This window comes from Archangium violaceum (assembly GCF_016887565.1).
GTDB lineage: Bacteria > Myxococcota > Myxococcia > Myxococcales > Myxococcaceae > Archangium > Archangium violaceum_B.
Window position 1 is genome coordinate 13,065,173 of record NZ_CP069396.1, and the last position, 20,326, is coordinate 13,085,498.

The following is a 20,326-nucleotide window of genomic DNA, read 5'->3' on the forward strand; positions in this document are numbered from 1 at the left end:
CTCGTCCATCGCTCTCCCCTCACGTCACAGAGGCGCGGGATTCAACCCCACCCGGGCTCCAGGTGCACGGAATCCCTTCGCCCCTCACCGCTCCGGCGCTTCTCGCTGCTCCGTGCCCGACTTCTGCCCGGATGCGTCACGCTTCAGTGGCTCGAGGGCGTTCACCACATAACCCTCCTCCTCCAGGGTGAAGCGCGCCCGCACCTCCTGCCCGGGTTGGAGTGCCTGGCGCCGGTCCGGGCTGAAGCGCGTGTCCTCCGTCAGCTCGAGCGGGAAGACGGCCCCTCCGTGCCGCAGCCAGAGCTGGTCCCCTCGCACGTTCACCACCTCGCCGTGGAGCTCGCCCTCCTCGCCGGTGCCGGCCAGGCCGGAGCCACCCGTGCCCTCCTCGGACTCCAGCGTGACGGGCGAGTCGTCCGACTGCGGCGTCTGGCGGAAATCGTCCATGTTGTCGGGAATGTCCTCTGGCAGCTGCTGCCCGTCGACCTTGCCGCGATCGCCGCTCAGCACCTCCTGCGCGCCCGCCACCGGGCCCACCAGCCCGAGCACCGCGAGCCATGCCAACGCCTTGCCTGCCATGGGTACCTCCTGTGCTGCCTCTGCCCTCCTATGGAGATGGAGCGCCCGCGCCGCCCTGGCCCGGCGACTCCCCCGCGGAGGAGGCCGGCGGGAGGGCCTCGTCCGAGAGCAGGAGGGCCAGGAGGGCACCCTCTTCGATCTGCGCGAGAGGAATGACGTTGCTGGGAATGCGCAGCGTCACGGGGACGGGAGGGCCTCGGGTCTCATCGCAGGTGCGCCAGCCAGAGTAGTGATTGCCGGCCAGGGGCAGCGAGTAGCCGCAGCCTCCCACCGAGCCGGCGATTCCCGTGGGTGTCAATGACAGCTCGGCGGTGTCCGCGCCGAACCAGCCGCGCAGCTCCATCCCGGGCTGGGGCGAGCGAGGAAGGGCCACGAGCTCCACGGACGCGCCGGCCGCCCGGCCGGTGATGTTGCCGTCCTCGTCCCACGTCAGCTCCACGGGGAGGTTTCTCAGGGTGCCCCGGAGGCCATTGCCGGTGCGGCGCAGCTCGAGGCCTCCACCGGAGATGCGCTTGGACTCGACTCGAACCTGGAGGCGGCGCTCACCGACCGCGAGGAGAAGGAGCGCTCTACCGGAGACGGTGACCTCGGCCGCCGCGGAGGAGCCGAGGCCCAGCGCGAGCACCAGCACGAGCGAAGCGAGGACACCACGCCTCGGGGAAGCGGGCTGCGTCAAGGTGGACCTGCCTTTCGTCACCACCTCTCAAGCTAGGGGCGCGGGTGAGGGGCAGGCACGCATGCTCCCTCGGATGCTCCGGGAGCGGGCCCCAGGAACTCCGAGGCCCTTGGGAATCAACCCTCAAGCCGAGGGGAGCACCTGCTCCAACGTCGTGAGCAACAGGCCAAGCTCGGATTCCCGCTCCGACTCGAGGCCAGGTACAGGAAGTTCGACCTTCCCCAGAACATGGTTCAGGGACTCCGTGCCCAGGCCCCTGCCGCTCACCTCATGGGAGCGCGGCGGGGATTCCACCCTCAGTAGCCGCGGTTCCGGACCACGAACGCGCTGTACAGCCCCATGGCGCCGACGAACAGAAAGGCGCCCGGCAGGAGCCAGAGCTGGCTCGCGTCCCCGTAGCGCGCGGTACCGACCGGGTCGTACTCCTTGTACAGAACCTTGACGGTCTTCCCCAGCCGATGGAGGCCCGGCTGCCCATAGTAGATGGCGGCGGTGTGCTCGTTGCCGGATGAATCCGAGAACGTGACCCTCTCCGGGTAGCCCTTGAACATGAGGTATTGGCCGCGCTCCCGGCTGCTAGAGACCACCACTGCTTGCGCCGCCTCGGCGTACAATACGAACCGAAAGGTGCGCAGGAATTCGAAGCCGCTAAACGCCAGGGTGGCCACGGCGATGACGATCATGACCCAGAATAAGCGACTCTCGGAGTCGGAAGAGGACATTGAGAGAGCCTAGCAGCTCATCACTGGCGGCGGCCACGAATGGCGATCCAGAGCAGCAGCGCGCCCAGAGATGGTGTCCCAGAGACGGTGTCAAAGGATTCGAATTCGACCTTACCCATTTTTTTGGGCCCGAGGGTGCGGGCCCAGGCCGCGGGTGAGAAGCTCGCGGGTTCACGGCGAGATCAGTACCTGACACCGCAAGTGGGCGCAGGGCGGGCGAGTGGGCAGTAGCTCATCCCGCCCTGTTGCGTTTCCGGAAGAGCCTGCTGACGGATGGGCGAGGTGCACCCTTGGGCGTGGCTGTCGGAGGCGCCAACGTCAACGACCACAAGCTGATGGCCAGACGCTCCAGTCGCTGCCGGTGCGGCGCCCTCGTCCTGGCGTGCGACGCAAGCAGGGGCTGTGCGTGGACAAGGGCTATGACTACGACGAGGTGCGTGCCCTGGCCCGCCGGTATGGCTTCACCCTGCACCAGCCTCGTCGCGGTGAGCCGCACGAGCCACTTGAGCGAGGCGGGCTCAAGAAGGCGCGCCGCTGGGTGGTGGAACGCACCCACTCCTAGATTCAACCGGTTCCGTCGTTTGCTGGTACGCTGAGAGAAGCGTGAGGACACCTACTTGGCGATGCTCCACTTCGCCCTGGGCATCATCACTCGCCTAAACGCACTGCGACGACAGCTCCGGCTCCGAAGTCTCCTTGGGCCGGGGCTTTTCTTTCGTCTCTGCGCGGGCTGGGTCCCTGCGCCATTACTGGCAGAGGTTGACGGTTCCGAAGCATTGAAAGGAGTAGCTCACCTCTGCTGCAAATTCCTTCCACGAGAGCCGTGTGCAGCTCGTCTCTTGTGTCGTCGCACCACAGAGTCCAGCTGCCCCGCACGTCGCGGCAGCTTGGTTCTTTGCATTTTGTAAAGCGCGGTGCTCTGCCGTGTAGCACGAAGTGTTGAATGCAACTCCATAAGTTCCGTACGTGGTGCTGGGACACCCTGGCCGTGCGCTGTCTGGTGGCTGGAAGTCGAAGCTCAGGGGCGGCGGCTGATTGCTACAGCCACAGCACAGACACGCCGACAGCGTAACCCTCGGCACTCCGGGCGACCATTCCCCGGCGTAGAGGAGGACCATGCCTGAGAGGTTTCGGGACGAGCGAAGTGCAACGTACATGGGCGGGCTCGGGTTGCCATTCCCGTCCGGTGGCACCTTGAGCCAGCCGTGGTCCGGGGGCGTTGAGGTGCAGGGAACCGGGACGAGTTCGAGGTAGCCAAACTCTGGGCTGGTGGCCGTCTCCTGGAAGCACTGGCACGCGGCGAGTGCGGACTGGAGGGGTGCAGCCAGAGCAACGAGGAGGACAACGAGGAAGTGGTGGATGGGCATGCCGCCATTGTCGCCTGAGGCTGTGCAACTAGGCACCATCGCGGCGTAGTTGGCGCACGGAAGTGAACGGCCAGGGTGTTGGCAGCACCAACGCCCCGAACTGCTCAGCTTGAGTCCTGAAGCACGGTGCCTGCCTTCCTCCAAGCCATGGGCCGCTGCCAGCACGCGCAGCTTCTCCTCCGCCGTCCACCTCTTGGGCGCCGCAGTTGCTTCTGGCCTCTTCGCTAACGCGTGGGTCCAGCGAATTGTTTTCGTCGTGGTGGAGTGAGCGCGCTGCCACATCTGACGCACAGCGCTGGCCGCTCCGCGTGCGGCATCTGCTAGGGTAGACCGGCGAGGTCACCCCCACTGACATTACCATCACCCCTTCTCCTGGCCCTCCTCCCCCTCTCCCTGGCGACGCCGGCGGCAGCGCAGACTCCGCCGTCCGCCCGCGAGCAGCAGCAACGCCAAGTCGTCCTCCCCAGCAACCCCAACGAGCCGGTGCCGGAGGCGCGGGTGGCAGCCAACGTCGCCACGTACCTGCGCTTCGACGCCCCCATTGAGAGGGCCTCGGTGGAGGTAGAAGGCCGGCCGGCGCGTTTCCGGTGGGTGGACGTAGGCGAGCGCCTCCTCGCACTGGAGCCCTCCGTGGATTTGGGCGCCGAGGAGAAGCTGGTGGTGCGGGTGCGCTACCGGGACGGGGCCTCCCCCACGGTGGCCACGCTCGTGCTCGTCTCCCACCCCTCCCTGGTGGACAAGGAGGTGGAGGTGGTGCGCCGCCCACGCACGGTGGAGGCGCTGGAAGCGGCCCTGGCGGAGAGGGAGGCGGCGCTGGCGGCGCTGCAGGGCGCGAGTGGGCCCGCCGGGCTCGTCTTCTCCGGGCGGTTGGACCTCGAGGGCGTACAGGCCCGGCCCATCGAGCTCGTTCCCACGGGGCCTCAGAATGGGCTGAAGGTGGTGAAGGGGGAGGCGTACCGCGCCAGCACCTGGGCGCTCGCCGTCGTCCGCGTGCGCAACCTCCCGGGACAGAAGCCCTGGGGGCCGGGAGAGGCGCGGCTCACTCGGCCAAACGGCACGCCCGTGAAGGTGCGCTCCGTGGACATGGACAAGGCGCAGCTCGGGCCCGGGGAGGAGGGCCTCGTAGCCCTGGAGACGGAGGCCCCCTTCTGGGATGCGGGCGAATTCCTCCGCCTGGAGCTGCTGGACAAGAGCGGCACCCGGCGTCTCTCCCTTCCCCAAGTGAAGCTGTAGGAGCGCCAGCCCATGACGGCGGAAGCCCTGCATCCCGACCTCCTCCAACCCGGCCACATGGTGGGGCCCTGGCGCATCGTCCAGGTACTGGGCCGTGGCGGCTCCTCCCGCGTCTTCTTGGTGGAGCGCGACAACAGGCCCTACTCCCTGAAGATGGGGCTCCTCCCCCTCTCCGAGGCCCAGGAAGAGCTCTCGGAGGAGGAGTACGTGGAGGAGAAGAGCGCCTACCGGCGGCTGGCGCGAGAGGCGGCAGCCCTCTTCACCTACGCCTCCCACCCCAACCTGGTGCGCCTGCACGCGGTGGACTGCTGGCCCAACCCCACCCAGGGCTACCCCTTCCTCGTCACCGACTACGTGGACGGGGACAACTGGCACCAGTGGCGCTGGCGCACGCCCCCTCACGCCGCCAGGCTGGTGGACACCTTCTCCGACGTGGTGCGCACCGTGGGTGTGTTGCACCAGCGCGGCGTGTACCACCGGGACTTGAAGGCGGAGAACCTCCTCATCCGCCGCGAGGACGGGCGCCCCTTCCTCATCGATTTCGGCACCGTGCGGCTGCCCGGCACCCTCACCAAGACGCTGGGCGTGCCCGAGGGCGTCATGCACCTGCTGCCGCCCGAGCTGCTGGCCTACACACGCTCCGCGGCGTGGAAGAAGGGGGTGCCCTTCCACGGGGGCGCACCCGCGGACCTGTACGCCTTGGGGGTGCTGCTCTTTCAGGCCCTCACGGACCTGCACCCCTTCAGCCCGGAGTTGCCGGACGAGCAGCTGGTGGCCGCCATCGCCACCGTCTCCCCGGCCCCGCCCCACCTCCTCAACCCCCTGGCGCCGCGCTCCCTCAGCGAGATTGCTTTAAGGCTGCTGGAGAAGAAGCCGGAGGACCGGTACCCCAGCACCGGGGCACTGCTGCAGGCACTGGAGCAAGCAGCCGAGCAGGAGAGGCGCTCCTCCGCCTGGAAGGTGCCGCTCTTCGAGGCCGAGCTGGGCCCGGTGGAGCCGGCGCCCCAGGAAGAGGTGGCTCCGCCGGCCCAGCCGCCCGAAACGGCCCACGCGGCCCCAGAGGCCCAGCCACCCGAAGCGGCCCGCGTGGCCCCGGAGGAGGCTCCGCAGCCGCAGGAGGCCCTGGCGGCTACTCCTGGCAGTCCCCGGCACGCAAGGTGGCCCCGGGTGCTGTTGGCGGGCCTGACTGTAGTCGGCCTTGTCTTGTGGCTGGCGCGCTCCACACTCGCGCCTCTCCCCGAGGCGCTCCCGCCTCGGTCTGGCCATGCCGAGAAAGGAAGTCCGCCCGTGTCCACCACTTCCCCCTCCCCCTCCTCGAGTGTCCTCGCCGCCTGGCTGTGCGCCGTCGCCGGCATTGGCTGCCCCGCCGTGCAGGTGAGGCCCCCGGAGCCCGAGGACTGCCCCAAGGAGGCGGCCGAGGCCATGGCGGAGCTGAAGCTTCGGACGGGCAGCCCGCTTCGGGCCGTCGTGGACATCAACCAGCCCGGCGACGCCAGCGAGGCCGGTATCTACCAGGACGGTCCCGTCACCGGGCGTCTCGTGGAGGGAGACGGCAACCTGCCCGAGGGGACGGTGCTCCACGGACGCCTCTGGACGGGAGCTGGCATCTACGAGGTTGCCGGGACTGAGAAGTTCCCAGCTGTCCTGGGCCGCTACACCCAGGCCGTGCTGCCCGATGGGCGGAAGTACCCCGTGTGCATCGTGCTGGGAGACAGGGACGGGCGGGTGCCCATGGTGGAGGGCTCCAAGCCCGGCGCCACCGTGCTGGCGCGCGAGTTGCCGGTGAGCCCCGTCTGGCGCTGGCCGTGAGGCCCGGGGCTCCGAAGAGGCGGCTCCGAGCTCGAGCGACTACAGCCCGACGAATTCACACTCTCGCACGACGACGTTCATGAGCAGCCCGTCCACCCGCCCGCGGACGGTAACGCGCGCGCCCTTGGAGAGGGAGGCGGCCTTCTGCACGTGGGCATCATCGAAGAGGCACTGCACCACGGGGATCTCAATCTGCCGGCCGGTGCCCACCGTGACGTAGATTTGGTCCACGATGTCGCGCTTCACGTCGTCCACGATGCCCGTCGTCTCGATGATGCGGCCCTTGTAGTTGGCGTCCGCGCGCACCTCGTTGTCCCGGTACTCGGAGAGGAGGGTGCGGATATCCACGGACTTGGCGGCCTCCGTGGGCCTCAGGCTCGCCCTGGCGGCGGAGGTGGAGCCGCCGTTGAACGCCGACACCACCCCGCCGATGAGGCAGGGGATGAAGCAGAGCGCGCCCAGGCTCACTCCCACGATGGCCAGCACCTTGCCCGTGGAGACGCCTCGGGGCCGCGCTGCTCCGCACTGAGGGCAGGCCGCCGCGTTGGGTGCCACTTCACCACCACACTGCTTGCACTTCACCACCGCCATTTGTGCTCTCCGGGGAGGGGGCTGCTGCCACGTTCACGGCGCTAGCGACACGACGCTAGCGACGTGGTCCGCCCGTTGTAGGCGCTCCTACGGTCCGCCGCAAGATGCCACGGCCCCGCCGAAGCCGGCCTGAGCGGGCCGAGCAGTACGAGAGCGCTGCCTACCGCGACCTACAGGCGCGGCTGGCAGCGGCCGTACGGCGTCTCCGCGAAGAGAAGGGCTGGACGCAGGAGGAGGCGGCGCACCGCTGTGGCATGACGACTCGCCTCTTCCAGCGCGTGGAGGGGGAGGACGTGAACTTGACCTTCACCTCACTCGCCCGCCTCTGCGAGGGCCTTGAGGTGGATGTGGTGCAGCTCTTCAAATACCCAAGCAAGGCCCACGCGGACGAGTGATGCCCCAAAGCATGGACTTGTTCTGCTGAGCATGGTCCCGGTGCGACTTATCGCCGAGTCCTCGCACATCATTACTGGCAAAAACCATCGAAATATGCCTATAAGTGGCCGAGTAGGTATCCGACACCGAGGGCCGGATGGCGAAGCGCTATGTGGGTGCACGTAAGATTTTCGAGCAACATGTACCCAGTAAATTCATCGACGACTGGCTGAGACTCTTGGTCAAACGCATCAAGCGCGCCAAAGAGTTGGTGAGCGGGTCGATGTCCCCGGAGATGGCCCGGGATGCCCTCCCCCATTTTCGTCGAGGCCTCATTGAGGACCTACTCTTCCATCTGGTCGGGCTGCATGGAGGAGAAGCGCATCGAATGCCCAATGCGTCCGACAACTCGAAGCACACCGAGGGCATATTTGGTCCGGTTCTTCTGACTGTGCACGCGGTTCGGGAGTTGAGAGAACTGCCTCGCTACGCAATTTTTCGTGAGGGGTTGACCCACGAGTCAGCACAGGGGCGCTTCTACTTCATGGAGGAAACGCCGTCGCGCCCTGACAAGGAGAGGCCGTCTGGAGTTTACGCCCAGTTGCTCTATGGTCCAGTGGATGAGAGGACCGGTTTTCCTGCTTTCGCTAGGATTGCGTTTCCTCTCCCGGGTGGTCGCGAGTTGTTCACGGAGTCCATAGACCTCACCGCGCGGCTGTCACAGCTCCTTTACCGGCAGATCGCGGAGGAGGTCATCGGCGATGAGCTCCAGATGAACTTGGCGGCCCCGCAGAAGGTTGGGGAGGAGGTCATCGGCGATGAGCTCCAGATGAACTTGGCGGCCCCGCAGAAGGTTGGGGAGGAGGTCATCGGCGATGAGCTCCAGATGAGCGTTTCGACTCAGCAGCATGATGAGGAGATCATTGACGATGAACTCCAGATGAACCTGTTTGCCCAGAAGAAAGAGGGGCAGGGTGAAGGATGAAACTTGGGACTCCTGGCTTCGTGCGTACGCGCCTGATAGAGGCGCGGGAAGCACGGGGCCTCACTCAGCTTGCGCTTGCCGACCAGGTGACTGGATTGACGCAAGAAGTGACTCGACTGACACGGTCGGGCATTGCCAGCTTCGAACTCGGAGATAGCACTCCTCGCCCAGAGACACTCACGCGCATTGCCACAGTGCTTGGCTTGCCCGAGCGGTATTTTTTTTGGCCGGATAATGCACCAAAGCCGAGCACGACATTTTGTCGCGCACCCCGTTCGGTCTCTCCCATTTTGAGCACGCGCGCAGATCGCCAAGCCAAGTGGGCAGGTGATGTCGCGAGTGAACTCTCTGGTGTGATGGGTCTCCAGAAGGTGGATTTCCCCAAGTTCGATATTCCCAACCCAGAAGCCCTTACCGGTGAGCGCATCGAAGAGTTGGCTACCCAGGTGCGAAGATACTGGGGACTCGGGGATGGCCCCATCAGCAACGTCGTAAAGTTGCTTGAAAATAAGGGCGCTATTGTCGTGCGTTGCGAGCTTGGAGAGCCACGGCTGGACGGTCTTTCTCATTGGCGCGGTGAGAGGCCGACCATCATGCTGGCAGCAGATCGCGGTTCAGGAGCTCGCTCGCGATTCGATGCTGCACATGAATTGGGTCACCTCATTCTCCACCGAGCGGTGCCTGCAGAGCGACTCAGGAATGGAGCGGACTGGCGGCTCTTCGAGGACCAAGCACACCGTTTCGCGGGTGCATTTCTCTTCCCGCAGAGCGCATTTATGGAAGAGGTGTTGCTTGTGGACCTCGACGCTCTTCAGCCACTGAAGCTGCGCTGGAAGGTCTCCATCAAGATGATGGTCAAGCGGGCAGCCACGCTCGGGCTAATCCCCCCAGAGCGTGAACGGCACTTGATGGTGAACTACAACCGTCGAGGCTATCGGCTAAATGAACCGTTCGAGAACGCCGTGGAGGTAGAGAAACCACGATTGCTGAAATTAGCTATCGAACTGCTTGTGAATGGAAGGGGACCTGATGCGGCATTGGACCTCCTTCCGTACCCACTAAGCGATTTGGAGCGATTGACGGGGATCTCCCCCAACCTTTTCAGCAAAAATCATGGAGCCGTAGTGAGTGACGTAATTGTACTGAGCTTTAAAACACCATCGGAACCACCATCAGAGCCAACGCCAACTCGACATGAGCGCGGCACGCTCGGGGAGATCGTTCCATTTCCCCGTCGATGACGGCAGCTCATATGTCCGTGACATTCACGGCCCCCCGTCCATGGTGGCCCGGAGAAGCTCGCCAATGCCCTCGAGCAGCCGGTAGTACATGTACTCCGGCACTGGGCCGAAGGCCTTGAAGGTGGAGGCAATCCGCTCCACCTGCGCCCGCGGCCCGTGCACCAGCAGCGCGAGGAAGCCGTACGCAAGGTGGACGAGCTGCACCATCCGCTTCAGCCCCGTCCACGTGAGGGCGCGGACCATCTCCAACTTGAAGCCCTGCTTCAAGAACCTGTTGGCCTCCTCGATGCCCCACCGCTCCAAGTAGATGTCCACCACCCTCGCCGCGTCCTCCTTCGTCTGGACGTCCTCGGTGGTGAGGATGACGAGCGGCTTGAGCCCTATGCCCTGGGCGACGACGAGGGAGTAGCGCCTCTCGCCCAGCTTTCTCTTGGAGGGGCGGCCCCCGGAAGTGTACTTGGGCAGGTGCACGTCTCGGACGAAGCCGAGTTTGAGAGACTGCCTCCTGCCCGTGATGTCGGGGCGGTGGTACTTCGTGCGGTGGGTGTGCGGCTGCGGCAGCAACTCCACCAGCTCGCGCACCTTCATCTTCCCCTCAGGGGTGTGGACGAAGCGGTTGTTGCTGAGCTTGACGCGCACCGCGTAGGAGATACCGAGCCCGTCGAGGCGCTCCAGAAAGACGCGTCCGTCGAAGCCGGAGTCGAACACCCAGAAGGCGTCCTCCGGGACGTGCGGGGCGACGGTGGCGACGGCTTCCAGGGTGGTGGCGTTCTGGCTTTTGAAGCCCGGCGCGGACTGCGAGAAGAGCCGGGAGACGAGCGGAAGGCGCCGGCCTCGCACGCCCACAGCTTCTATCGAGACGACCTGGTACCCCTTGGCTATCTCGTCCTTGGAGCCGTCGTGGACCTTGTAGAGGTACGGCATTTTCCGGGCGCGGGACTTGGCGATGTCGGTGAGGTCCACGGCAATGACGGGCCGCGGGTAGCGCTCGTCCCGGAGGATGGGGGCCACGAGGCGCAGGTAGTCCTCCTCCACGGCGGCGTCGTCGTAGCGCTTGTTGGCCAGGTTGCGCGAGAGGCGCTTCTCCGTGTGAATGAGGCGGGAGTCCTCCCTCAGCGCCCGGCCGATTTGAGAGAGGAGGACGCTCCTCTTGTCCACGAGCCCGAAGAGGGCCTCGCGCAGAAAGCGGCGGCACGGCTTGTACAGCCGCCCTCCCACCCTCTCCACGTAAGCGTCGAAACGCTCAGCGATGGACTTCTCGCGAGGCACACCTCTCCCGACGCTGGACTCGTGCGCCGAAGGTGCCTACGTTCCCCGTGTCCCCTAGCAAGGACGGGAGCAGGCATTCCAGTGCCGGTTCCAGCTGTGAATGGGTAGGCAGGGCTGTTCCAGCAGCTCCGCCGCCCGGAGTGAGGGTCGGACTTTCCAGGTCCGGCCCTTTTTCTTCGCCCGTCTCCTTCGGCTGCACCTCCTCAGTGCCAGGCCCTCAGCCCCGTGTTTTTGCCGAACGGCAAGCTCTCGTGGCCTCAGTGAGCTCCGTGCCAACCCCACTCACGCGGTAGCCCACCACCAGTTGCCCCCGAAGATGGGGACGCCGCACTCCACGTCAATAGCCGTCTATTATTGAACGGCAGCGCGGAAGCCGCATTGCTGACACCACGCCCCTCGCGGCCTGGAGCGACTGCACGGCGCCGCGCAGAAGAGCGCACCCGGGCCTTCCAGGAAGAGAGGAGTGGAGACCCTTACGCGTAAGGGCAGCGGAGAAGAGGCGTCAGCGCTCGGCCGCAGCACGCAGAGTGCCGGGGGCGCACGACGCAGGAGGGAAAACGGGAGGGGAAGCGGGCTCACCACTGCAGTTGGAGAGCTTGCCCGAGAAAGGCCTCGCCCCTGCCGCAAAAAATGACACTCGCAATTCGAGTCAATTACTTACATTTCGGTACCGACATCCATGTAGTGGAATTGGAGGGGCGCCCCGGCGTGGAATGAAACCTCCCTGGGTCAGGCGCCGCGGCGGGTGCGGCTGGCCGCGGGCGGCTCAAAAAATGGGTAAGGTCGAAATTCGAACTTCGACCCAAGCCAGCTGGAGCAGGTTCTTTCAGGGGCGCTCTTGCAGGCAGGAAAGGATGGGGCACCTTCCGGGCGCGCTCCGGACGAACTGGTCCGACAGTCAGACCAGTTGCTCCCGAGCGCGACCGGGACCTCCCTCCTGAAAGGACTTCCCCCACCTGGCTTAGACTGATGCAGCTCATGGTGAGCAACAGGCTTCAGTCCCAGGTGGGGTGTCTCGATGCGGTTCTTTTCGACTCTGGCAGTGCTGACAGCATTGGTGGGATGCGGAGAGCTCTTGAAGCAGGAAGAACTGGCGGATGTACCGATGAAGGTCGCCAGTGATGAGTGTGGGCCGAATACAAGAGTCTATTGTGGTTGTGGCATCTGCTACGACACCCTCACGCAGTGCCCGATTCTGCCAGATTGCGGCGACCTGACCGCACCACCCGTGCAAGAGCAGGCCACCATTCAGTCCGGGCTGACGTGTGGCCCCACGTATACCGCGGTCTCCTCCATCTCCTCCGAGGAAGCCTGCGCATTGGCCACGGACCAGGCCGAACAGTTCTGCGCGGATTACGGAGGGCTTCGCCTCAGCTCCCGCAGGTGCATGATGACAGACGGTCCGCCTTACTACGGCCAGGTGAGAGCCTGTTGTAACCAGTAGAGTCCTTCGAGCGCCGAGGCAACGCCTCCAGGCGCTCCTCTCACGGCACCGCGCGCACCGGATCCTCGTGATGATCGTGCCCCGGTCCGCCGAACGTACCCGGCCAGGGCGCCTCCGCCGGTTCCAGCTTCGGCAGCATGAAGCGCTGGAAGCGCGCCCTGCTCTCCGCGAAGGGTGGATCGCACTCGCCGCACGTCGTCGCTCCGTCCATCAACGTCAGCGACCCCGGACCCAGCTCGAACAGCTGCGGCACCGTCCTCGGGGTGTAGCCCAGCTCGCAGCGGAAGGCCTCGCTCCCGTCCTTCGCCCTCACCCCCACCAGCACCGGCTTCACTCCCTCCGCCGCGAAGCCCAGCACCAGCGGCTGCGCCACCCCACCCTCCGGCCACGTCCCCAGCCGCAGCTCCTTCGACGTGAAACTCGCTCCCCCCGGCAGCGTGTACGTCCACGCCGGCGCCAGCCCCGGCACCGTGTACCCCCGCAGCCGCGTGGACTCCGGTGGCACCACGTCCGGGTTCACCGTCGCTCCCTCGGGGCTCGGCACCAGCACCTCCTGGGTCGCCACCGCCCGTCCCAGCTTCGACGGCAGCGTCCCCGCCACTCCACCGTCCGACGTGCGCAGGGGCTCCGTGCCTCCCTCGGGTATCAGCAATCCCCGCACCAGCCCCAGCTCGCCTCCTCCGAAGGCCAGCGTCCTCCTCCAGCGCGGCACCCCGTCCGACGAAAACGCCATCACCAGCGTCGGAGACCCCGGCCTCAGCGGCGCCCCCGTGTTCAACGTCGGCGAGAACGTCACGTACAAGTCCCCCACCGTGTCCGACGCCAGTCCGAACGGGTGCGGGTGGTTGCACTCGGACAGCAGCGGATCCTCCAGGGCCTGCGCCGACACCATCCCTCCCATCGCGTCCAGCACCACCAGGTAATACAGCCGGCACTGCGTCCTCGAGTCCTGCCCCACCGGGTATGCCTCGAAGAGCGCCGCCAGCCGATCCGGCGCCATCACCGCCAGCCTCGCCAGGAAGAGCGTCGACGTCTTCGCCGCGATGTCCGGCCGCGCTCCCGCCAGGTCGAACGACCACCGCGGTGTCCCCGTCGCCCGCTCCATCAGCGACACCTGCCCCTGCCTCGGCACGTCCATGCACAGCAGCCGCTCGTTCCACAGCATGCATCGCCGACCCGACATCGGCGTCTCCAACCGCGAGGCCTCCGTCGCTCCCAGCACCGCTGGCGCGAAGTAGCCCGACAGCGTCAGGTCCCCCGTGGGGCCCACCATCAGGTCGTGCAGCTTCTTGCCCTCGGCCGCCGCGTCGTACGTCCAGCCCGGCTCCAACACCTTCGCCGGCGGCCGCATGCACACCGAGCCCTGGCATCGGCCCTCGTCCTGGCACGGCGAGGCCGGCGCGCACACGAAGCGGTCCGGCGGATCCCTCTTCACGCACGCGCCCTCCACGCACACGTCCGCCAGATCGCACCCGCGCGCCTCTCCACAGAAGGTGCCATTGGCCGCTGGCCGCAGCTGGCACCCCTTCCGGGCGTCGCAGTAGCCCTCCTGGCATGCCCCATCCCCCGGGCACGGCGGCGCCGGCACCGACTGGCACCCGTCCAGCGGGGCGCACACATCCGTGGTGCACGCATTCCCGTCATCACAGACGCGCTCGCGGCCCTTGCACCGGCCCTCCCGGCACACCGCGTCCAGCACGCACTGGTTGCCCGGATCGCACCCCGTGCCGTCCGCCAGCACCTCCTCGACGCACTCCTCCTTCACCACGTCGAAGCGGAAGCGGTGGCAGGCCACCGGCGTGGGACAGGCGGGCACCGGCCGGCCCTCGCCCGACAGCCGCAGCGTCACCGTGCGGCCCTCCTCGTCCCGGCCCACCAGCGTCACCTGCACCGGCTCCGCCGCCGTGGGGGCGAAGCGCACCCGCACCGTGGGCTCCCCCGTGGGCTCCACCCGCTCGGGCAGCCCCTCCACCCGGAAGGGCTCGGGCACCGGGTCCCATTCGACCCGCACCGGGGCCCGGCCCGCGCTCACCAGCCGCACCGTGCCCTCCCGCGAGGCACCCACGTACGTGGCCGGAAAGGCCAGTGCCTGCTGCGAGAAGCGCACCTGGCCAGAGGACCCCACCAGCGGCGGCTTCTCCTCATGGCAGGCCCCCAGCAGCCCCGTGAGCAGGACCACCCACACCAGCTTCCACCCTCCTTCTCTCGTGTCGCGCGTCATCGGTGAGCTCCCGGGTGCCCGGGAGATAGGCCTCCGTCTTCCGGACCGCGAGGGGGCTCCCCTGCTTTCCGGACTTACCCGTTCACCGCATCACCCTCGGGGGCACTGGCGTTTCTACGGTCTCCCGGGGTGGGGAGCCTCGCCAACCCCCCGGAAACACTGGAACCGGTGCCGGTACGGTTCTCGCACGGCTCCCGGACATGGCTTCCATCGAATCCGCCATTTCCGAGCAACTGGCGCAGGCCTTCACCGTCTACATCCCGCTCGCGCTGCAGCCGCGGATGGATCAGCTGCCCGCGGACGTCCGCCACACCCTGCTGGGCGAGCTCTTCCGGCTGGCCGTCCAGGCCTGGCACGAGCGCTGCCTGCTGCCGCGCCAGGGCCCCGTCACCCTCGAGTTCTTCCTGGCCGGCTGCGACGTGGGCATCGAGCTGGATGCCTCGCGCGCCCTGCTCTCGCTCGTCTCGCTGGTGCGGGGCCGGCACTGAGCCACCCGGCTGCCTTTCCACAACTCCCCGTTGTCCCCAGGCCCCTCTGTTTCTTCACTAGAGTAAGAGAGGTATTGATCAAACAGGGGTAACAGCAGGGGCTGTGGGCTTGTGGAAAAGTCTGGAAGCACTCGGAATCATTCAGGATTCCAGAATGTGCTACATGTGGGGAAGTTGGCGCTTATCCCCGGGCTTCCACAGGGGTGGGTGAGGTGGCCGGGTTATCCACAGGGAGACCCACAGCCATCCACAGGCCGTCCACAGGGTGTGTGGGCTATCCTCCGCGGCCATGTCCGGACCGGCCAAAGAGCCTCAGACGCTGAGCTCCCCCAACATCGATCTGCACTTTGGCGAGCGCATCGGAAGGTACCAGGTGCTCGCGCAGCTGTCGGTGGGGGGGATGGCGGAGCTCTTCCTGGGCTTCACGTCGGGACCGGGCGGGTTTCGCAAGTATGTAGCACTCAAGCGGATTCTTCCGGACGCGCGCAGCAACGAGCAGTTCGAGAAGATGTTCCTGGATGAAGCGCGGATCACCGCGGCGCTCAACCACGCGAACATCGGGCAGGTGTTCGAGCTGGGGCAGGACGAGGAGGGCCTCTTCCTGGCGATGGAGTTCATCGCGGGGCAGAACCTGAACCAGATCAGCTCCGTGTGCCGCCGCAGGGGCGTGGCGCTGCCGGCGGGCTTCAGCCTGTCGGTGGTGAGGGACGTGTGCCTGGCGCTGCACTCGGCGCACACCTTCACGACGCCGAGCGGCAAGCCCTACCCCGTCATCCACCGGGACGTGGCGCAGAAGAACGTGATGGTGGCGTACGACGGGGTGGTGAAGCTGCTGGACTTCGGGATCGCCAAGGCGCGAGACGGGGCCAGCCGCACGCAGGTGGGGATGGTGAAGGGTACCGCGGGGTACATGTCACCGGAGCAGGTGCGGTGCGAGCCGCTGGATGGGCGGAGCGATCTGTTCGCGGTGGGGGTGATGCTCCACGAGCTGCTGACGGGCAGGCGGCTGTTCGCGGGGGAGAGCGAGCGTCAGGAGATGGAGATGATCCTCGACGCGCCGATTCCGGTGCCGACGGCGCTGGTGCCGGCGATTCCGTCCGAGGTGTCGACGGCGGTGCTCAAGGCGTTGGCGCGCAAGCGGGAGGAGCGCTACGCGAACGGCCGGGAGATGGCGAGGGCGATCGAGGCGGCTGCGGGTCCCCTGCTGTTCGACGCCGAGCAGCGAGCGGCCTTCATGCGCGAGCACTTCCAGGATCGGATGGAGGTAACGCGCCGGCTGCTGGAGAGCGCGGACGAGGCGAGCGCGCAGGTGGACACGGGGACGGCGCGGATGCTGGGAGGCGCGGTGGAGGTGGGTACCGGCGGGGAGCCGGCGGAGCCGAGCCCGGCACGAGCGGAGAGGCAGCCCGCGGCGCGCGAGCGCTCGAAGCAGCCGGTGCAGGGACGGAGGCGTGAGGAGGTAGGGCGGGAGCCGGGCGACACGGCCAGGCTCGAGGCGCCGGCGGCGGGTACGCGGGCGGTCGCCACGACGGGCCGGAGGGTGATGCGTGCCACGAAGGAGGAGGAGGGCCCGAAGGAGCCCGTGGCGGCGAAGGAGCAAGGGGCCACGGAGCCGCAAGGGAAGGCGGGGGCGGGAAGGTTCTGGGGGGCGATCCTCGTGTTGCTGGTGGTGGGAGGAGGCCTGGGTTTCGGCGCGGTGAAGGTGGTCGCGATGATGAAGGAGCAGGAGGCGACCGGGGCGCCGGCCGTGTTCGTGGGAGACCCATCGCCGATGACGCCCATCCAGTTGGAGGGCGGGGATCGGAAGGCGGGCGGAGCGGAGTCGTCGGCGGGAGCCAGCGCGCAGGCGGACGCGAAGCCGCAGGCGGAGACGAAGGATGGGAAGGAGACGCCGGCAGCGGCGAAGAAGGACGGTGACGGCGAGTCCCCGAGGAGTGTGAAGCAGGGGGCGCTGACGCTGGTCATCCTGCCGGAGGCGGAGGTGTTCCTGAACGGGCGCTCGTTGGGCAAGACGCCGCTGTTCAAGGTGCCGGTGCCGGTGGGCAAGCACCTGCTGTTGATCAAGGGAGCGGACAAGAAGAAGAGGGAACTCTCGGTGCCCATCGAGGTGGGCAAGACAGCGCAGTTCAAGCTGGCGCTGACGGACATCCCCGAGAAGTGAGTCCCCCCACCGTCACACCCCGCTCCAGGATGGAAAAGCAGAATTCCAGTCCGCGCCTCTGGGTAGTTGTCCTCATAGGTGGGCTCGTGTCGGGTTGTGCAGCGGCCATCGCATGCCGACCAGGAGACTCAGAGCTCGTTTCAAAAATGGACCTGAGAGGTCAGGTAACATGCCCTGCCTATTCAGGGCCATTTCGTAAATGGCGCTCAAGCACGCGATAGAGAAGGAGGCAGTGGCCAAGGCGAAGGAGTGCCAGGTGCATCTGTGGGTTCCGCTCTTCGCGAATCCGCAGGCGTTTCATCTGGTGGAACCAGTCCAGGGAGCGCTCCACCACCCAGCGATGGCGTCCCAAACGCTCCTTCGACTCCACGCCTCGGCGGGCGATGCGGGGAACGATGTGGCGCTTCCGTAATCCCCGGCGGGTATCGGCATAATCGTACCCCTTGTCGCCGTGCCCTTTCGCCGGACGCCTGCGTGGCCTGCCTCGTGGCCCCTTGATGGGGAGGATGGCGTCGAGGAGCGGCAGCGCCTCGCGCTTGTCGTGCACGTTGGCGGCCGACAGCAAGGTGGCCAGCGGCAGGCCCCGGCGGTCTACGACCAGGTGGTGCTTGCTGCCCGCCTTTCCTCTGTCCGTTGGATTCGGGCCTGTTTGGGCCCCCCTTTTATCGCCCGTAGGCTGCTGGAGTCGAACGAGGCCCGGCTCCAGTCAATGAGCCCCTTGTGCCCCAACTCGTTCAGCAACACCCGCTGGAGCTTCTCGAAGACTCCTGCTCGGCTCCACTTTCGCAGCCTCCTCCAGCACGTCGCCCCGCTGCACCCGAACACCTCGGCTGGCAGGTCTCTCCAGGCGATGCCCGTCCTGAGCACGAAGATAATGCCCCGCAGGCACGCCCTATCGTCGCGCAATGGACGACCTCTTCTCCCTTTGCGGCGATGTCGTGGCAGCAGCGGCTCCACCCTCGCCCACAGCTCGTCCGGGACCAGTTCGCGCCTCATGCTTGCGAGGATGAGCACCAGGTACGTAGAGGGAAGTCTGGATACCTCTGCGGTTCATTTATGAAACAATCCCGGGGAGGCAGGTCAGATGACCTAGGCTCCCTGGTCCATTTTTGAAACGAGCTCTCAACAGTGGACTGCTGCATAAAGAAGTACCCGCTGAGCCCTCTGGAGAACTGCACCGCCAGCCGTTCGGACGTGATCCTGGTCCTACGGGACATTTCGCTGAAAATCGACGATCAGGAGTTCGAGAACAACGAAGACCTTCCGGAGTGGAAGCAGGAGTGCATCAAGAACTACGTCCATTGCGTGGACGACAATTGGGGCGGGCCCTGTTACGACTGCATCCGCCGCTGTGAGGGCCAGCACAAATGGCCTGCGGATATGTGCCCTCCCCCGGAAGACGAGTAATCGTGTCGGCCAAAATCAGTTGGGATTCCATTCGTGAACTAGCCCGACGAGTGTTTGAACACGGCGAGTCGCTGGAACTGACGGAAGGCACGCGGGCCCTCCTGCTCAGGACCGCGCAAGAGGTGGGCATCAGTCAGCAGGAGGCAGAGGATGCCCTCCGAGACGTGAACATGGCCACCACGCTGCTAGAAGAGACCATGCGGCGCATCAACGACGGCTCCGACCGGGTTACCAGAGCACTACGCCAGAGTTCTGGCCTTCGTGACAAAGGGGACCTTGATGGGGCGTGCCAGCAACTGCGCGACGTGCTCGCCGTGGAGGTTGTTCCCCTCTACATCAAGCAGGTTGAAAAGAGACTCAAAGAGGTGACTCAACTGGCAGAGGTGAGCGCAACCGGGCGCGTGAGTGCGAACCTACCTGACCGGGACCAGCTCGCCGTTCTTGAACGCCGTGTTCAGCAGGGGCACGCACTAGAACTCACTGACGACCTGATCGCCCTTCTACGCCGGACCGCGCCCACGGCTGGAATCAGCGAGGCCGAGACGGAAGAGGCCCTCGAGAGCCCGGGAGGCGCAGAGGCCATCATGGCGATGATTCTCTCTCGCTTCCGAAATGGCAAGAAGAGGCTCACTCACGCTCTGTTCCGGATGACGAGCCTCCGGGACGCAGGAGATCTCGAAGGTGCGCGCCAGCAGATGCGTGACGTGCTCGCCGTGGAGACGGTGCCGCGATTCCGTCAGGCGGCCGAGGAACAACTAAGGGGCCTCGACAGTCCACCCCTGGAGTCGTAACCCCAGGGATTATTGTGAGAGCACCTAAAGCTACTTTCATTATATCATCCAGATAAAGTTGATTCACTTGGCCCTAAAATCAAAGAAGTGGCCATCGAAATGACGAAGGAACTGAATGAGGCTTGGGCGAAAATCGAGTCCAACCAAGCCTAATCGTGACGAATCTCGAAAAGTGGGTTGAGGACTTCGCGCGGCATGTGGAAGCGCAGACGGCGGCGATATGGCGCGGAGACGCCAAGACCGGGAACAAGCATGCGGAACGGTGCTTGGCCGCGTTCGATAAGTTGTGCGCGCATGGGGATTCTGGACGGGATGCGCTTGCTACTCTGTTTACGCATCCAAACATGGATGTGAGGACCACGGCGGCGGCTCGAGCAATCTTGGAGGAGGCAGCGAAAGGTGAGGGTCTGGTAGCGTTTGCCGCCTCTCAAACGTTGAAACGCTGGGAGGAGGGCTCCTGGGCCCTGGACCCTGCCGAGGATGCCGCGGGGCAGCCGGAATCACCCCGCGCGGCGCCGCCTGGTAAGCGCAGTCGACCACACACCGAGCGCGCCGTTGCCGCTACTGACAGACGCAGGGGCGGCAAGCGCGATAAACCCGGCGGTTGATCTTGAACGGGGCGTGTTGCGGCTCGCGGAGGATGTCTTTCCTCACTTCCTGGTGGGATCCGCGCCCGGGGGTAGACCCTCGACGAGGAGCATCTCCGTGTGCGTACACGCCTGCCGGAGGGCCTTGGCCGCGGCGTACTCGGGAGAGGCCCACCAGGCGCGGGCCTGCTCGGTGGAGGGGAACTCCAGGATGACGAAGCGCTTGGGGTGCCACGAGCCCTCGAGCGCCTCGGTCGCGCCGCCGCGCACGAGGTAGAGACCGCCATAAGCGGCGATCGCCGGCGGAGCGAGCAGCTTGTACCGCTCGTAGGTCTCCGCGTCCTTCACATCGATCTGCACGACCACATAGGCAGGCATTC

At 66.2% G+C, this 20,326-nt stretch carries 17 protein-coding genes; 9 read left to right on the forward strand and 8 right to left on the reverse strand.

From position 1 onward, the window contains the following. Positions 1 to 84: 84 nt before the first annotated feature. The 3 genes from JRI60_RS52175 to JRI60_RS52185 all read right to left on the reverse strand — a co-directional run bounded on the left by JRI60_RS52175 (position 85) and on the right by JRI60_RS52185 (position 1,938). Positions 85 to 579 carry a hypothetical protein gene (locus JRI60_RS52175; protein ID WP_204223637.1) on the reverse strand — a complete coding sequence of 165 codons (495 nt, stop codon included), beginning with the start codon at positions 577 to 579 and terminating at the stop codon, positions 85 to 87. 28 nt (positions 580 to 607) lie between these two features. Further along, complete coding sequence (locus tag JRI60_RS52180; RefSeq protein ID WP_204223638.1) at positions 608 to 1,276, reverse strand: hypothetical protein; 669 nt, start codon at positions 1,274 to 1,276, stop codon at positions 608 to 610. A 275-nt stretch (positions 1,277 to 1,551) separates the two neighbouring features. Further along, the gene (locus JRI60_RS52185; RefSeq protein ID WP_204223639.1) at positions 1,552 to 1,938 is read right to left on the reverse strand and encodes a DUF3592 domain-containing protein; all 387 of its coding nucleotides are present in this window, start codon (positions 1,936 to 1,938) and stop codon (positions 1,552 to 1,554) included. 421 nt (positions 1,939 to 2,359) lie between these two features. On the opposite strand from JRI60_RS52185, the gene JRI60_RS52190 reads away from it, so the two are divergent. The 3 genes from JRI60_RS52190 (at position 2,360) to JRI60_RS52200 (ending at position 6,386) form a co-directional block, all read left to right on the forward strand. Beyond that, entirely contained in the window at positions 2,360 to 2,539 is a 180-nt protein-coding gene (locus JRI60_RS52190; RefSeq protein ID WP_204223640.1) for a transposase, read from the forward strand. A gap of 1,177 nt (positions 2,540 to 3,716) precedes the next feature. Next, positions 3,717 to 4,577, forward strand: coding sequence for a DUF2381 family protein (locus JRI60_RS52195; protein ID WP_343213437.1), 861 nt, complete (start codon positions 3,717 to 3,719; stop codon positions 4,575 to 4,577). A gap of 12 nt (positions 4,578 to 4,589) precedes the next feature. Next, on the forward strand, positions 4,590 to 6,386 hold the full coding sequence (locus tag JRI60_RS52200; RefSeq protein WP_204223641.1) for a serine/threonine protein kinase: 1,797 nt from the start codon (positions 4,590 to 4,592) through the stop codon (positions 6,384 to 6,386). Positions 6,387 to 6,425: 39 nt separating this feature from the next. Here the strand turns inward: JRI60_RS52200 and JRI60_RS52205 are convergent, their stop codons facing one another. After that, the gene (locus JRI60_RS52205) at positions 6,426 to 6,977 is read right to left on the reverse strand and encodes an OB-fold protein (RefSeq protein WP_204223642.1); all 552 of its coding nucleotides are present in this window, start codon (positions 6,975 to 6,977) and stop codon (positions 6,426 to 6,428) included. Positions 6,978 to 7,081: 104 nt separating this feature from the next. Here JRI60_RS52205 and JRI60_RS52210 point away from each other — a divergent pair, with 104 nt between their 5' ends. The 3 genes from JRI60_RS52210 (at position 7,082) to JRI60_RS52220 (ending at position 9,578) form a co-directional block, all read left to right on the forward strand. Beyond that, complete coding sequence (locus JRI60_RS52210) at positions 7,082 to 7,372, forward strand: helix-turn-helix domain-containing protein (RefSeq protein ID WP_204223643.1); 291 nt, start codon at positions 7,082 to 7,084, stop codon at positions 7,370 to 7,372. Between the two features lie 137 nt (positions 7,373 to 7,509). Next, the gene (locus tag JRI60_RS52215) at positions 7,510 to 8,337 is read left to right on the forward strand and encodes a hypothetical protein (RefSeq protein WP_204223644.1); all 828 of its coding nucleotides are present in this window, start codon (positions 7,510 to 7,512) and stop codon (positions 8,335 to 8,337) included. A 20-nt stretch (positions 8,338 to 8,357) separates the two neighbouring features. Continuing rightward, positions 8,358 to 9,578, forward strand: coding sequence for an XRE family transcriptional regulator (locus JRI60_RS52220; protein WP_204223645.1), 1,221 nt, complete (start codon positions 8,358 to 8,360; stop codon positions 9,576 to 9,578). 24 nt (positions 9,579 to 9,602) lie between these two features. Here the strand turns inward: JRI60_RS52220 and JRI60_RS52225 are convergent, their stop codons facing one another. After that, positions 9,603 to 10,847 (reverse strand): transposase, encoded by a 1,245-nt coding sequence (locus JRI60_RS52225; protein WP_204223646.1) that lies wholly within the window; start codon positions 10,845 to 10,847, stop codon positions 9,603 to 9,605. A gap of 1,484 nt (positions 10,848 to 12,331) precedes the next feature. After that, a complete protein-coding gene (locus JRI60_RS52230; RefSeq protein ID WP_204223647.1) occupies positions 12,332 to 14,512 on the reverse strand; it encodes a tenascin-X in 2,181 nt (726 codons plus the stop codon). 200 nt (positions 14,513 to 14,712) lie between these two features. On the opposite strand from JRI60_RS52230, the gene JRI60_RS52235 reads away from it, so the two are divergent. Then, positions 14,713 to 15,000: a hypothetical protein gene (locus JRI60_RS52235; RefSeq protein WP_204223648.1), complete on the forward strand. Its 288-nt coding sequence runs from the start codon at positions 14,713 to 14,715 to the stop codon at positions 14,998 to 15,000. A gap of 289 nt (positions 15,001 to 15,289) precedes the next feature. Next, a complete protein-coding gene (locus tag JRI60_RS52240) occupies positions 15,290 to 17,161 on the forward strand; it encodes a protein kinase domain-containing protein (protein WP_204223649.1) in 1,872 nt (623 codons plus the stop codon). Positions 17,162 to 17,339: 178 nt separating this feature from the next. Here the strand turns inward: JRI60_RS52240 and JRI60_RS52245 are convergent. Beyond that, positions 17,340 to 18,157, reverse strand: a protein-coding gene (locus JRI60_RS52245) for an IS5 family transposase (protein WP_430384330.1) whose coding sequence is annotated in 2 segments (ribosomal slippage) — positions 17,340 to 17,815 and positions 17,815 to 18,157 — 819 coding nt in all. Because the reading frame shifts where the segments join, the coding sequence is not laid out codon by codon here. A 413-nt stretch (positions 18,158 to 18,570) separates the two neighbouring features. Between JRI60_RS52245 and JRI60_RS52250 the strand changes: the two genes are divergently transcribed. Beyond that, entirely contained in the window at positions 18,571 to 19,359 is a 789-nt protein-coding gene (locus JRI60_RS52250; RefSeq protein ID WP_204223650.1) for a DUSAM domain-containing protein, read from the forward strand. A gap of 650 nt (positions 19,360 to 20,009) precedes the next feature. Here the strand turns inward: JRI60_RS52250 and JRI60_RS52260 are convergent. Continuing rightward, positions 20,010 to 20,324, reverse strand: coding sequence for a DUF1330 domain-containing protein (locus JRI60_RS52260; protein WP_204223651.1), 315 nt, complete (start codon positions 20,322 to 20,324; stop codon positions 20,010 to 20,012). Positions 20,325 to 20,326: the final 2 nt, after the last annotated feature.